Origin of the sequence: Waltera acetigignens, assembly GCF_025567015.1 — a bacterium.
Classification (GTDB): Bacteria; Bacillota; Clostridia; order Lachnospirales; family Lachnospiraceae; genus Acetatifactor; species Acetatifactor acetigignens.
Genome location: NZ_JAOQJO010000009.1, coordinates 136,014 through 149,266, shown reverse-complemented (window position 1 = coordinate 149,266; position 13,253 = coordinate 136,014). Strand labels below are relative to the sequence as shown.

The 13,253-nt window shown below is 44.0% G+C and carries 18 protein-coding genes; 13 read left to right on the top strand and 5 right to left on the bottom strand.

Going from position 1 to position 13,253, the window contains the following annotated elements:
- The first annotated feature begins 107 nt into the window (after positions 1-107).
- The 3 genes from OCV96_RS10275 (at position 108) to OCV96_RS10265 (ending at position 2,797) form a co-directional block, all read left to right on the top strand.
- The gene (locus OCV96_RS10275; RefSeq protein ID WP_118538316.1) at positions 108-857 is read left to right on the top strand and encodes a hypothetical protein; all 750 of its coding nucleotides are present in this window, start codon (positions 108-110) and stop codon (positions 855-857) included.
- Positions 858-1,204: 347 nt separating this feature from the next.
- Positions 1,205-1,684, top strand: a complete 480-nt coding sequence (locus OCV96_RS10270; RefSeq protein ID WP_022313130.1) for a sigma-70 family RNA polymerase sigma factor — start codon at positions 1,205-1,207, stop codon at positions 1,682-1,684.
- 144 nt (positions 1,685-1,828) lie between these two features.
- On the top strand, positions 1,829-2,797 hold the full coding sequence (locus OCV96_RS10265; protein WP_172594712.1) for an RsiV family protein: 969 nt from the start codon (positions 1,829-1,831) through the stop codon (positions 2,795-2,797).
- 162 nt (positions 2,798-2,959) lie between these two features.
- On the opposite strand, the gene OCV96_RS10260 is transcribed toward OCV96_RS10265, so the two are convergent.
- The 4 genes from OCV96_RS10260 to OCV96_RS10245 form a co-directional block, all read right to left on the bottom strand.
- Entirely contained in the window at positions 2,960-4,510 is a 1,551-nt protein-coding gene (locus tag OCV96_RS10260) for a recombinase family protein (protein WP_262594458.1), read from the bottom strand.
- 171 nt (positions 4,511-4,681) lie between these two features.
- Complete coding sequence (locus OCV96_RS10255; RefSeq protein ID WP_262594457.1) at positions 4,682-5,347, bottom strand: NYN domain-containing protein; 666 nt, start codon at positions 5,345-5,347, stop codon at positions 4,682-4,684.
- Between the two features lie 563 nt (positions 5,348-5,910).
- Entirely contained in the window at positions 5,911-6,387 is a 477-nt protein-coding gene (locus OCV96_RS10250) for an ImmA/IrrE family metallo-endopeptidase (RefSeq protein ID WP_317239296.1), read from the bottom strand.
- An 18-nt stretch (positions 6,388-6,405) separates the two neighbouring features.
- Complete coding sequence (locus tag OCV96_RS10245; RefSeq protein WP_262594455.1) at positions 6,406-6,711, bottom strand: helix-turn-helix domain-containing protein; 306 nt, start codon at positions 6,709-6,711, stop codon at positions 6,406-6,408.
- A gap of 157 nt (positions 6,712-6,868) precedes the next feature.
- Here OCV96_RS10245 and OCV96_RS10240 point away from each other — a divergent pair, with 157 nt between their 5' ends.
- Together OCV96_RS10240 and OCV96_RS10235 are read left to right on the top strand one after the other, a co-directional pair.
- The gene (locus OCV96_RS10240; protein ID WP_262594454.1) at positions 6,869-7,093 is read left to right on the top strand and encodes a helix-turn-helix domain-containing protein; all 225 of its coding nucleotides are present in this window, start codon (positions 6,869-6,871) and stop codon (positions 7,091-7,093) included.
- Positions 7,094-7,107: 14 nt separating this feature from the next.
- Positions 7,108-7,281, top strand: a complete 174-nt coding sequence (locus OCV96_RS10235) for a hypothetical protein (protein ID WP_262594453.1) — start codon at positions 7,108-7,110, stop codon at positions 7,279-7,281.
- Here OCV96_RS10235 and OCV96_RS10230 read toward each other — a convergent pair.
- The gene (locus tag OCV96_RS10230; RefSeq protein WP_262594452.1) at positions 7,244-7,795 is read right to left on the bottom strand and encodes a hypothetical protein; all 552 of its coding nucleotides are present in this window, start codon (positions 7,793-7,795) and stop codon (positions 7,244-7,246) included. The two genes, OCV96_RS10235 and OCV96_RS10230, sit on opposite strands and share 38 nt — an antisense overlap.
- 313 nt (positions 7,796-8,108) lie before the next feature.
- Here OCV96_RS10230 and OCV96_RS10225 point away from each other — a divergent pair, with 313 nt between their 5' ends.
- The 8 genes from OCV96_RS10225 (at position 8,109) to OCV96_RS10190 (ending at position 12,899) form a co-directional block, all read left to right on the top strand.
- Positions 8,109-8,261 (top strand): hypothetical protein, encoded by a 153-nt coding sequence (locus OCV96_RS10225; protein ID WP_262594451.1) that lies wholly within the window; start codon positions 8,109-8,111, stop codon positions 8,259-8,261.
- Positions 8,262-8,530: 269 nt separating this feature from the next.
- Positions 8,531-8,821 (top strand): hypothetical protein, encoded by a 291-nt coding sequence (locus OCV96_RS10220; RefSeq protein WP_262594450.1) that lies wholly within the window; start codon positions 8,531-8,533, stop codon positions 8,819-8,821.
- A gap of 215 nt (positions 8,822-9,036) precedes the next feature.
- A complete protein-coding gene (locus tag OCV96_RS10215; protein ID WP_262594449.1) occupies positions 9,037-9,417 on the top strand; it encodes a hypothetical protein in 381 nt (126 codons plus the stop codon).
- Positions 9,418-9,569: 152 nt separating this feature from the next.
- Complete coding sequence (locus OCV96_RS10210; protein ID WP_262594448.1) at positions 9,570-10,364, top strand: rolling circle replication-associated protein; 795 nt, start codon at positions 9,570-9,572, stop codon at positions 10,362-10,364.
- A gap of 2 nt (positions 10,365-10,366) precedes the next feature.
- The gene (locus OCV96_RS10205) at positions 10,367-10,855 is read left to right on the top strand and encodes an RNase H family protein (protein ID WP_262594447.1); all 489 of its coding nucleotides are present in this window, start codon (positions 10,367-10,369) and stop codon (positions 10,853-10,855) included.
- Between the two features lie 225 nt (positions 10,856-11,080).
- Positions 11,081-11,431 (top strand): HNH endonuclease, encoded by a 351-nt coding sequence (locus tag OCV96_RS10200; RefSeq protein WP_262594446.1) that lies wholly within the window; start codon positions 11,081-11,083, stop codon positions 11,429-11,431.
- A 36-nt stretch (positions 11,432-11,467) separates the two neighbouring features.
- Complete coding sequence (locus tag OCV96_RS10195) at positions 11,468-11,632, top strand: DUF1778 domain-containing protein (protein ID WP_262594445.1); 165 nt, start codon at positions 11,468-11,470, stop codon at positions 11,630-11,632.
- 112 nt (positions 11,633-11,744) lie between these two features.
- On the top strand, positions 11,745-12,899 hold the full coding sequence (locus OCV96_RS10190) for a hypothetical protein (protein WP_262594444.1): 1,155 nt from the start codon (positions 11,745-11,747) through the stop codon (positions 12,897-12,899).
- Positions 12,900-13,253 lie beyond the last annotated feature (354 nt).

Below are 13,253 nucleotides of genomic sequence, written 5' to 3'. Positions count from 1 at the left end.
CAGAAAAAGTGGATCAGATCAGGCAGTATTTACACCTAATGACGCAAACAACTACAATACCGTAACTAGAACAATAACTGTTAAAGTAACTAAAGCAACACCGGTAATTGCAGAGAAAAGGAGATTCAATTAAGCCATACATCAAGGACGACAGCGGCAAGGAAGGCTGGGATGTTATCAAGCCACAGCTTGAAGAAGCTAAGGCAGGCGATACGGTAACGGTTGCAATGAACGGAACAACTGTAGTACCGAAAGATGTAATTGACAGTATCAAGGGCAAAGATACAACACTTGTTCTGGATATGGGAAATGGTCTTTCCTGGAAGATTTATGGAAAGGATATTACTGATGCAGCTGGAGATATTGATTTTGATGTGACAGTCGGAGCCGACGCCGGAAAATCCATTCCTGTGGATGTGATCAATAACGTGACCGGGGAACATTCTTCCTTGAATCTGACTCTTGCTTATGACGGAGAGTTTGGATTTGCAGCCACACTGACCGTCAACATGGAATCAAAGAATGCAGGACTGTATGCGAACCTGTTCTACTACAATGAACAGACCGGAGAACTGGAATTTATCAGCGCCGGACAGATTGATCCGGATGGAAATGTGGAACTTGTATTTACCCATGCATCAGATTACACGATTGTTGTTGATGCCAAGATTATGAGTGATAACGGTCAGGCAGACAACAAATCTGATGAAACCATTCCTGCACCTAAGACAGATGACAGCACTTCAAAATATGCATGGAATAATACGATAATCATTATTATAGGTATCTGTATTATACTGAATGTTTTTGGAGCTGTATTCTATGTAAGAAAAAAGAGTGGTTCTGAGGAAGAATAAGTATCTGACATAGTAATTGAATAAAAGTGGGAATGTGGGAGCGTACTGGCAAAGGGTGTAACAGTATAAACATGAAAAGCGGTGTATGTCTTGATGAAGAGACGTATGCCGCTTATTTGCGTCAAAAATGATAGAAAACTAAAAGAAAAAAAGAAAAAAGAAAAAAACTAAAGAAAAAAAGAAACTAAAAGAAAAAAGAAAAAAAACCTCAGTCTGGAATATTTTTTGTCGGTGAAACTTTTTGCGGGAATACAGCGTCAAAATCGTAGAATATATCAAAAGAATATGTGTTACAATAAATACCGAAAAATAATTGCATGCAGTTTTCAAAAGTGAGGAAAGGATATATGTCGGACAGAAAAAAAGAACAGGCGGTGGAGCGTGCCCTGACGGAAGGGTATGAGAAGTATTACCGTCTTGCTTATAGTTATGTACATAATGAAGCGGACGCGCTGGATATTGTACAGGAAGCAGCCTATAAAGCTATTTTAAAAAGTGACAGCCTGAAGGAGCCGCAATACGTGGAGACCTGGGTGTACCGGATCGTGATCAACGAGGCGTGCAGCTTCCTGCGCAGCCGGAAGGAGAGCGTGGATGTGGAGGAGATCCAGGCGGCAAGTGAAGATATCTATGAAAATATTGATTTAAAGCGCGCAATAGAAAATCTTGACCCAAAGGATCGTGCCATCGTAGTCCTACGATTTTTTGAGGACAGGCAGCTGGAGGAGATCGCGAAGATCCTGGATGAGAACCTGAGTACGGTAAAGAGCAGGCTGTACCGGGTGATGAAAAAACTGCGGCTGAACCTCGAGGGCAGCATGGGCTGAGCAATCCGTAGTCAAAGTCGTGGGATTTTGCCCCGACATCATATATAGGCAGGACATAAGACAGATACAGACAAAGAGATATAGGAAGATATAGGAAGAGATAACATGACCGGTCCGAACCGACCGGGCAGATGGAGAATAGATATGACAGAACAGGAACAGTTGAGACAATTAAAAGAGGAGTATGAGAATATGATAATACCCGAAGCGGGACGGGAACGGCTGCAGGCAGGTATCGACAGAGCCCGGATGGAGAAAAAAAGAGTAGAGCACGCCAGAAGGCGTTCTGCATGGACAGCAGTGGCGGCTGCAGCAGTCGTGATGATCGCACTGCCAAATACCAATATACAGATAGCCCATGCCATGGAAAATATTCCGTTGCTGGGTGGCTTTTTTAGGCTGGTAACAGTGCGGCAGTACAATTACAGTGACGAGAACCATGATGCTGAAGTAGAACTTGCACAGATCAACTATGGAGAAGACGCAGGAGAAGGTGCTTCCGTTGGAGAAGTGGCAGCCACTCCTAAGGGCACAGCAGCCGGAAGTGTGGAAGGTGTCGGACAGGAGGCTGCGGTAGCAAATCTGTCGGAAGACGGTGTGGAAGCGGTCAACCAGGATATGGAGGCTACGGTAGAGGAACTGATCCGTCAGTTCGAGGATACCTTATCCGAGGAAGGATACCATGGTCTGCATGTGTCCCAGGAGGTCGTTACGGACAATGAGAGGTATTACACCGTAAAATTAAGCGTGTTGGAGACGGAAGCCAGCGGCTACGAGAATAATCAGTTTTATACGATTGATAAACAGACGGGAAATGTGGTGACACTGGAAGATCTGTTTGTGGAAGGGAGCGACTATATTTCCGCGATCAGCGAGAACATTAAGACCCAGATGCAGGAGCAGATGGCGGCGGACGAAGGCGTGATCTATTTCCTGGATAATGACGATATGCCGGAATTCAATTTTCAGGGGATCACGGAGCAGACGAACTTCTATTTTAATGAAAAAGACGAACTGGTCATTGCCTTTGACGAATACGAAGTGGCTCCCGGTTCTATGGGAGCACCGGAATTTGTGATTCCGCAGGAAGTGACGGCAGCAATTTTAAAGTAAGCAAAAAATATCTAAATGGGGAAACTCCCGCATATCATGAAACAAAAGGATATGCGGGAGTTTTTTTATGTCATTGATTGTATTGGATGCGGGGCATGGTGGGGGATGACCGGAAATACAGCTACTATTCTATAACCCCAGTGTTTATGCGGGTTATAGGATTCATTCTACCATGAGGTAATAGTGAAATTCAAGGGTATTTGTATCCTTGTAGAACACAATCTTACGCACAATGCCCCGGAGAGCCTCCGCTTTCAGGTCATTTGGAGCATCACTTTCTATGATATCCAGGACAGACTGTACCCGGTTCAAGAACTGCTCTTTGTAATTCTCAGGGCCGGAGGCAGCAGTCGTCATGTCAGCCAACAAAGCTTCCAGATCGGCACGGCGCTTTTCAATCATTTCTTTATTTCGCTTGTAATCTTCCAGAGTATCAATTTCATTCATGTAAGCTTCCCGGATACGCTCCAGTTTCCGATCCAGAGAAGCCAGCTCGCGCTGGTAACGCTGGCAATCCAGTTCTATGGTTGGTTCATAGGTCCGGACAAGTTCAAAGGATACGTCTGTGGTGCTCTCCAATACGTCTCTAAGGGACGTAATCACAGAGTCGGTCAGTTTCTTCGCTGAGATGAACTGTGAGCCACTATGGAGCCCCTTCATGTATCCCAGACACTGGAAGCCTTCCCCAGATAGGTACGTGGTCCCGTTCGTGGACTTGCGGGGATAGCCTTCCTTGTGTGACAATGACTTACCGCAGACCGGGCATTTGACCAGACCGGACAGCCAGTGCTTGGCGTGAGAGACCGGATGCTCATAGCGGCCAGCCAGCTTCTTACTGCGTTCCCGGCGCTCTTGAACGATATTCCAGGTCTCCATATCAATAATAGGTTCGTGAAAGCTGTCTGCTATAATCCATTCGTCCGGATCACGGAGGGTACTGGTGGCACTGGATTCTCTCATGTTGTAGCGTACCTTGCCAATATAGAAAGGATTCTCCAGAATATATATGACACCTTCCTGGTCAAACTTCTTCCCGGTCTTGGTCTTATAACCGTGATCATTCAGCCCTCTGGTGATATAGTTGATGTCAGATCCTGAAGCGTACATGTCGAAAATTTTCCGGACTATGGCCGCCTCCTGCTCCTCTATAACAGGATTCTCATTCGGGGGTTTGGTGTAGCCCAGAGGCATCTTACCGTTATAGAGTCCCTTCCGGGCCCGGGAGAGCATAGAACGACGCACTTCCCCGGATAGATTCACGGAATAGAATTCATCCTGCCACTCTATGATCATTTCGATGAGTCGACCGTACATACCGTCAATCAGGGGTTCGCTGACAGACACCACATCAATTCCCAGTTTCTTCCGGAGCATGGACTTATAGAAGGTGCTCTCATCCTGATTTCTTGCGAAACGGCTGAATTTCCACAGTACAATGACATCGAAGGGCTTCGGCTTGGTCTTCGCCATTGCAATCATATTCTGGAAGGCATAACGGTTACTGGATTTACGGCCGGAGCGTCCTTCCTCTTCCACGAAGATAAATTCAGACGGCAACAAGATGTTATGCTGCAGACAGTACCGTTTGATCTCTTCCAGCTGGGACTCCGGAGAATACTCCAGTTGATCATCCGTGCTGACACGAATATAAGCGGCACCGGTGCGGATCTGCTCCGTGACTTCCGGAGATTTTCGCATCACTTTCTTAGACATTGCACATTCCTCCTAAGTAAATGTACGGAAAAATGGGCATAAAAATGCCCGGACATATGTTTGCATTGCAATCCGTCCGGGAAAATGATAAAATGCACTTGTTCAAGGTGATTTATCGGTTTACCCGGTAATCGGATCAGCTCCGGTGTTGGCGCACTGGGGCTGATTTTTTTACTTATTGGTTGGCGTGAACCGTTTATCGCAGGTACGCAGTCCATCTATATGTTCAAACAGATCTGGCTTAATAGGTGCACCCAGCGGATCGAGTATAAAATCAATACCTTCCCGACGGGCAAGTTTTGCAGCAGATACAAAGTCACTATCTCCGGAAATCAGGATGATCTGATCAACTTGATGCTTATATGCCATAGATGCAATATCCAAACCGATTTTCATATCAACACCTTTTTGATCTATCTCAATGCAAAAATCAGACTCTTGCAGATCCGAAAAAGAAATGGATCCGCGGCAGAGCTTTTTGACAACATCAGGACGGATAGTGTAATGAGCCTGTTCTTCGGCGAGTTTTCCTAAGCGGATGGCAAACTTTCTCTTTTTCTTCAGCTCAGTGAGGAATTCATTCATCCAGATATACAGGTCAGTTTTGGACAGATCCACCTGTTTCTGAAGAAAGGGGTGGAAAAGTCTTTTCGAAGCAGGAGGACAGTCATAGTAAAATATACGATACAGATCGTTATTATGTTCGCCATGAGAGTTCAGGTGGCGTTTGCAATAATTTGCCAATTCAATAGCACGATCCTTGGCAGGAATATCGCCTAGAACAATTTGAGCCCGCCTGCGATAGAATCCACCATCTACAAGTATAGCAGTTTTCATATATTATCCTCCGTATAAAATAAAAAGCTCCAGGGTTCGGTCATTCTCATATATTGAGAGACGTACAACCTGAAGCATTATTAACGTGTAACCTTAGCTACACATTTATATTATATGTTCAGGATTGATTTGTCAATACATATTACACAAAATGTGTATAAATCTGTGGATAACCATGTGTAAAACTATGTGTATATCAATATCATAGTAAATTGCACCGGTGCAATTTTTTAAAATGAAGATCATAAATATTATAAGCCGTATATTGTAGCACCAAAGATTTTACCACAGACAGGGCAAGAACGTTGATATAGTATATCGGGTAACTTTGGATAATTTTTATTCTTCCCATAAAGAGAAAACACCTGTTGATTATATTGTTTACAGGCAGTACAATTTCGATTTGCAGTAATAAGCACAGTATCAATATTCCACTCATTAATTTTAGGAATAATGCGTTTCAACGAGACGTTTTCGATATCCGAGGGTAACATAGTCGAAGAACGGATACTGTTAAAGATTTTAGTGAATCCCATATAAATTTCCCCTTTTCATATTAGTATTTATATCAGCTCCAACACCACTATCGGGTCGAAGTAGATAACATAATTATCATATTGCACGCAGATACCGTATTTGCTCCGATAACACTGCAGAGCTTCCTGCAGAAACTCCTCTGTGACACCCAGGTAATCAGCCATCTCATAAGAGGTAGTATAGTGTGCTTTATGGCAGGAGATGATGCCGTGTAATCCGATCAGTTTGTTGTAACTCCAGAGACGCGCCCGGAGCTCCTGCTTGCGGTTTGAATCGGAGGACTGATCGATAATGTCTCCAACGGTAGTGTGATAGTGTCCCAGCTCTTCTGCTAAAATGCAGCGTTTCTGAGTATCAGAGCGTAAATCTTTGCTAAGAGCAATGTGGTTATCTAAATACAATCCCTTAATTTGCGTTCCACAGAAATGTGAAGTTTCATCAACAGTCACATCTTGACTATCTGCGGAATCTAAAAGCATTTCATAATCTGTCAAATAAAACACCCCTGTTCACACAATGAATTATTTCCGGTTAGCTTTGATAAAGGCAGCATACTCTTTGATTTTTTCAAGTTCCTCTTCTGTATACTCAGAGCCATCAAAATGGGCGGCAATAGTATGAGGAGCATCTTCATCATCAACAAAGTATTCAGCATTAACTCCAAATGAATCTGCAATCTTTAAAAGAACATCAATATCAGCCTTTTTACTATCACGCTTAATCATAGAGTAAATGGTTTGAGGTGATACACCTATTTTATTGGCAAGCTCATTGGCATTAGTACCGTTTGCGTCCAGTAGTTGTGATAATTTACTTCCAATTCCCATAATCATATCCTCCGTTGCTATATGCTGAATGTATCACATAATGAATAAAAAGTAAACAAAAATATATGCAAAAGCATAAAAAACTATTGACAAGATACGCAAACGAATATATACTACGAGCATAAGTTATGCAAATGCATAAACGGAGGTGAGAAAAATGCCGTGCATCAACTTAAAAGGAGAAATGGCAAAAAACGGAATTACCATTGAAGCTATAGCTAAATTACTGGGAATTCATAGAAACAGTGCTGCAAATAAAATCAATGGGGATAGTTCTTTTACCATTGATGAAGCAATAACAATTCAGCGAAGTTTTTTTCCAAAGCTTACACTGCGATATCTTTTTGAAAAAGAATCGGAAGATGGCAGTGGCGATCAGTAAAGGAGGCAGCAGGAGTGGAAATAGTAATCCACAAAGAAGAGAGCAGGAATTTTTTACAAGTAGGAAAAGAAATGATAGAAGTATCGGATTATAGTTTAAAAAGCTCCGCAGACGGTTCCACAGAGCTTTCTGTAACTATAAAGGGAAATGTCAATGTATTTGAGACATCAGCCAACCTAATAATGTAGAGGATATTGCACTTGTGATCCAGGAGTTTCTTTCCATGACATCAGAAAATTTTGAGAACATTCCTTTTTGAGCAGGAATCCGATCATTAACAAGCATTTCTAACAATGAAAGAAGCTGCTGTAAATCATCTTTATCAGGTGAACTGGAAGATTGCACCTGCTCCTTCATTTGATTAATGGAATCGGAATAGTTTAAGGAAGCATGAACCTGAGTGCCAATGATAGATCCGGTTGCAGAGCCAATATTAAAAATAGGTCCGGTGGTAAGTGCCTTTTTTTGGTGTTCAGCTTCTGTTTCTATAAAACAGCGTAATTCGTGTGGTTTGCCTTGAAATGTTGCAGTTTCTTTGTCAATAACATAGAAACGATCACCACTTGGATTTGTGAGCCAATCATCAACTTGGATATCAGTACCGGGAAGAAAACCTATGTATCGTTTGCCGGTAGATTGTTCTTGGTTGATCAAGCCCTTCACTGGGTCAACAGAGCCGTTGTCCCGTTCAATGGAATACATAGAGCCCAGGCGTTTTATGAGGGATTCTAAAGGATTACGTATGTTAATACCTCCTGAAAATGATATAGGAGAATTACATCACGGAGAAGGCAGAATGGACAAGAGAACAAATAGATTGGAGATTCAGACTAGCAATAATAAAGGAAGGAGGCAGCAGGAATGGAGAGAATCGATAGATTATATGCTCTCTTAGAGCGTAATGACATTGATGAGAACACCAAGGCAGCGCTGCGGTGGGCAATCTTTGAGTTGGAGAATGCAACTTAGACAACCATAGCACCATAAGCTGTAGAAAAGCAGTCAGGAGGTACATATGCGGATTGTAAATTTAATCCACATCGGGGATCAGGTATTGTCATTGGATGACATGGATCCCATGAAAAAGGCAGAGATTGCCTTACGGCTGAATGAACAGAGTCTGAAGACCCTGGGATATGCAGTCAAGAAAAAAGAAGAATCAGCGTAACCACAAGTATCCGTGCCCTGTACGTGGTGTATTCCCAACACCACACTCCCCTTTTACACAATTAGCGTGTGTGTCCAGTCCTCCCCTGGCTGGGCACCACGTAGAGGGCATGGGGACAAGCATCATATTATAGATCACGCTTTGTGCGTGGTGTCATGCACCACGTCCCCCCGTAGATGTGCCGTACCTGCTATGGCGGCACGAACCTCTTTCGGTGTCCGGGTAGATTCCGGGCACCACGCAGAGAGCGTGATCGGAAAGGGATAAACATGGAAATGATTAAGTATTATGCCAAGGAAGTTGTGAAAAACAAAGACGGTCACAAATACTGGGAAGCCAGCAATTCGCAACTGGCAGGGTATGTCTATGATGAAGTGAAGCAGTCAGTGCCGGAGGCGAAATATTATAACTTTGAAGGTTTACAGATCATTACAACGAATGACAAGCAGGAGCATTCATTGCTGAGCACGCTGGAAGTAATGGAGGACCTTTGCAATGAAAGGATAATCCAGATACATAGACTGAGAGATCAGATATACGGAGGGGCTACGGATGTATAAAAATATTGCGATATCACTCCTCGGAGCGTGGGTTTTGAGGGATGTTTTTGGGACAACAGAAGTAAGAGAGCAGATCGCCATAGTCATGGGCCTGGCGGCTATGCTTTTTATTTTTTGCCTTTTTTGCGAGGATCAGCTGGAAAAATTACGGAAAAAGCAGGAAAGAATCCGGGAACTGGAGCAAAAGTTGGAAGAACTGAAGGGAGGCAGAGCAGGTGAAAACAGAACAGTACTACATGGACAAGCTGTTGAAGATGGGAGACGAATTTACGAAGGCGGTAATCCGGAAGGACTGGTTTCAAGCGAAGTATCTGTATGACAAGGCAAGCGCGGTCACGGTATTTCTGGAAGCACCGCAGGAGATCCGGGAACAGTTATTCGGACGTTACAACGAGGAAAGAGACGAAAAGGAGCAGGGTGCCTTTGATGACCGCTCCATAGCAAAGGTTATGCGGGAATGCCTGATCAAGAACAACCTGGGCTTTGAGTGCATGGTCTACCGGATCCCGGGCGAGGCAGGCTACTACGGTGCCAGACCGGCGGCAGACGGTTATTACATGCCGACCGATCAGAACCCGGCATATTTCGCGCAATAAAAAAGCCGGCATTTGGCGATGCCGGCGAGCTCACAGAGCTACTTATATAGACAAGATTATTGTAACTCTGTAAGCCAAAAAAGTCAAGAAAAATGGGGCTTTTCAAAGCCCCTGCGCACTTGATAAAGATATTAAAGTTAGGATACAGAGACATGGTTAAGAGAAAGAAAATAAGGCTAAGGCATGGGGATGTGCTGGATGTAGAAGAGTACCATGATGGGAATTATGGGGGGAAGGGTAAGACCAGACAGAAGAAGGAGAAGCCGACGAAGGAACAGGTGCGGTTGATCAACCGGAGGAATAAGGCAAGGCTGTGTCGGTGGAGGCTGATCCAGTACTTTGACCAGGGAGACCTGTTTATCACATGGACCTATGCGATGGAGAATAGACCTCCTGATATGGCGGAAGCGCTGAAGGACTTTCAGAAGGCAATGAGTAAGATCCGGAAGATCTACCGGGTAAGAGGAGCACCGCTCTACTGGATCCGCAACATTGAGCGTGGAACCAAGGGAGCCTGGCATATCCACCTTGTGATCAAGCAGACACCGGATGGTGATGCGGCTGCTATCGTGACCAAGGCATGGACAAAGGGTGGCACCTACGTGGCAGAGATCCGTCACAGCAAGTTTACCGGAGATGACATGGAACAGCTGGCGAATTACCTGACCAAGGATGAGCACACAGCGGAGACCAGGGCAGACGGCACACCGGGCAAGCCGAGGATAGCGGAGTCATCATACAATACCAGCCGTAATATGCCCCTGCCGGAGCCCAAAGAGGACAAGCTGGTCCGGTGGAAGCCGGAGGTCAAGCCGCCCAAGGGATACTACATAGCCAGGATCCATGAGGGCATCAATCCGGTTACCGGGTTTTTATACCGGAGTTACACATTGATCAGACTGAAGTGCACCGAGCGGAAGAGACCGCCGGGGAGAAGGAGGTGTTGATTTTGGAAAATGAATTGAAAGTAGTGGATATCTTTATAGGCACGACTCTCCGGGGATCCGCAAAGGGCTCCGGCCGGGCAATGTACATCATGAGGACAAAGCGCAAGAACGGCAGTGACTATGAAGCAGCTCCGCAGATCGTAGAGTATGACAATACCACGGAGAGCGAGTCAGTCCTGCGTGCCATCCGTGATGCCCTGCAGCGTCTCCATTATGCCTGCACCGTAGTGATCCATACAGAGTGCAGCTACGTGGCGTCAGCCATCACACAGCACTGGCCGGAGAAGTGGCAGAGAAACGGATGGAAGAGTGCCAAAGGCAATCCGGTGAAAAACGCTGTCCTGTGGGAAATGCTCCTGCAGGACGTAGAGGATGGCGGACATATCCTGCTGGCGGAAGGCGAGAAACACGAATATGCCGAATGGATGCGCTTTAACATGCCATTGAAGAGGGCATTAAAAGACATTTTCACAGAAGTACCGAAAAATTGACAGCATGAGTAGAGCACTCATGTTAGAGACGATTTTGTTGATGTCAACAAAACATGAAAAATATAACAATTTGACAGAAAAGCGGGAAACGGGGTACAAAAAGTACCCTAGTTGAACTACCGAGAAAAGCGAACCGTACACAATGTGTGTACGGTTGAACTACCGAGAAAAATCGGAAGTTGCACCGGTGTAACCGGGAAGAACTCAGTGAGGGAGGCAGCAGGAATGACAAAGAAATCAAAACAGGCGAGAGCGAGGGAGTTTAATACGACCTCCCGTCAAAGCATCAAGGAGCGTGACCAGAACCAATGTATCTTTTGCCAGATGGAGTACCGGATGGAAGAGGTGGAATGGACGGGTCAGGGTACGTTGAGCATTATGCATTATATTCCGCGGTCGCATGGTGGACTGGGAATACCGCAGAATGGAGCACTAGGATGTATCAGCCATCATATGATGCTGGACAATGGCAATAAGGGATATAGGGAAGAGATGTTGCAGATGTTTAAGTGCTACCTGCAGGATCATTACCCGGATTGGTCGGAGGATGCCTTGGTTTACAGCAAATGGAGATAGTGTACATACAAAAATGTATGTACAAAAGGAGCAAAAATGAAATGTAAAACGGAGCGCATCACAATCCGCATGACGCCGGAGGAAAAAAAGAAATTAGACTATTGCTCCGAAAAGATGGGAAAGACCCAGTCGGATATATTAATTAGCGGTATGAACAATTACTATACCGCCATCAAGAAGGCATTGGAGCAGATTAAATAAGCCTATTGGAGTGTACTCACAATTAACCATAAACATACAATGGGGCGGCCGCTGAAATATCCTCCAAGAGGCAGCAGTCGTCCGGAAAGGAGAAAGAGGGGTAAGAGGTTTGTTGGCAAGTGATAAAGAGCTTTTACTCCAAAGCAAAATGAAAGAAGAATTTAGAAGCAGGGTTTATACCGATAGACCTGATTATGCAGATTTTGAACCACCGAAAAAATTTCAGGCAATCGAGAGCATAATTGCAAAAAGATTGCGTGAGCATCCCAATGCGATATGCTCATATTCCGGAGGATCTGATAGTGACATCATGATTGATGTAATAGAGAGAACCAGAAGAATTTTCGAATTGCCGCCTGTCAAGTATGTATTCTTTAATACCGGTTTGGAAATGAAGGCAACGAAAGATCACGTACAATTTACGGCTGGAAAATATGGTGTAGAAATAGAAGAGTGCCGTCCTAAAGTTGGAATCGTCCAAGCGGTAAGAACGTATGGAGTACCGTTTGTATCGAAAATTATGTCATCAGGATTGTCGGAATGGCAGAAAAAAGGTATTCCGCTATCGATAGCAGATGAATATGAACAGGCTGAAGACAAGAGCGTAAAAAGGAAGGAACTGAAAGAAAGGTATCCGAATTGTGAAAGCGTTATAAATTTCTTGTGCTGCTGCAATTCTGAAGGAGAGCCGCGCCCCAATATACAGCTCGTAATTAACTCATCCAAGTACATGAAGGACTTCATAACGGAATATCCACCAGATTTTTCGATAAGTGCGGACTGCTGTATATATTGTAAGAAAAATGTAGCACATAATGTTCAGAAAGATTATGAAATGATAATCACAGGAGAGCGTAGGGATGAGGGTGGAATGAGATCTGTTCCAAGGAAAGATAACACAGCGCTGTGTTTTACGGAGATGAGTTCCGGACAGTATCGATTGAGACCACTTTATTATGTGTCTGATAGGGACAAGGCTTGGTATAAAGATTATTACGGAATACGGTACTCTGATGCTTATGAAGTGTACGGACTTACTCGTACTGGATGCTGCGGATGTCCCATATCATACAAGGCTATAGATGATCTGGAACTAATACGACCATATGAGCCAAATGTTGTAAAAGCAGCGTGGAATATATTTGGGAAAAGCTATGAATACCGGAAAAAGTATAACGAGTATAAGCGGATGCGGATGAACCAGGACAAAGAAGCTGCTGCCAATGTTGAAGGGCAAATGAGCATAGATGATTTTCTTAGAGAATAAGCGCATGGCAGCTTAACGCTGCCAAGGCCATACTAGATGGAACTGTTCGGATAATTCGTAGATTCGGAACCATAGCTCAGTGTATTGCATAAATACTGCGGAACAAAAACAGAATGCAAATTCATCAGGAAGAATTGTTGAAACTATTTTAAGTGTAATGAAAAGAATAACCAAAGAAATGGTTAAAAATTGTGTTTTAAGTATTTTAAACATAGGCATGTCTCCTTTGATATAAGTGTTTTTGAAATTTTATACCATTATTATGTCAGATTTGTAGCTACAAAAGATATTTCTGCATGGAAATTCAATTTTTAATCAAGAAAGGAGCCGAACCTCCAGCTGGGGTAACGATAT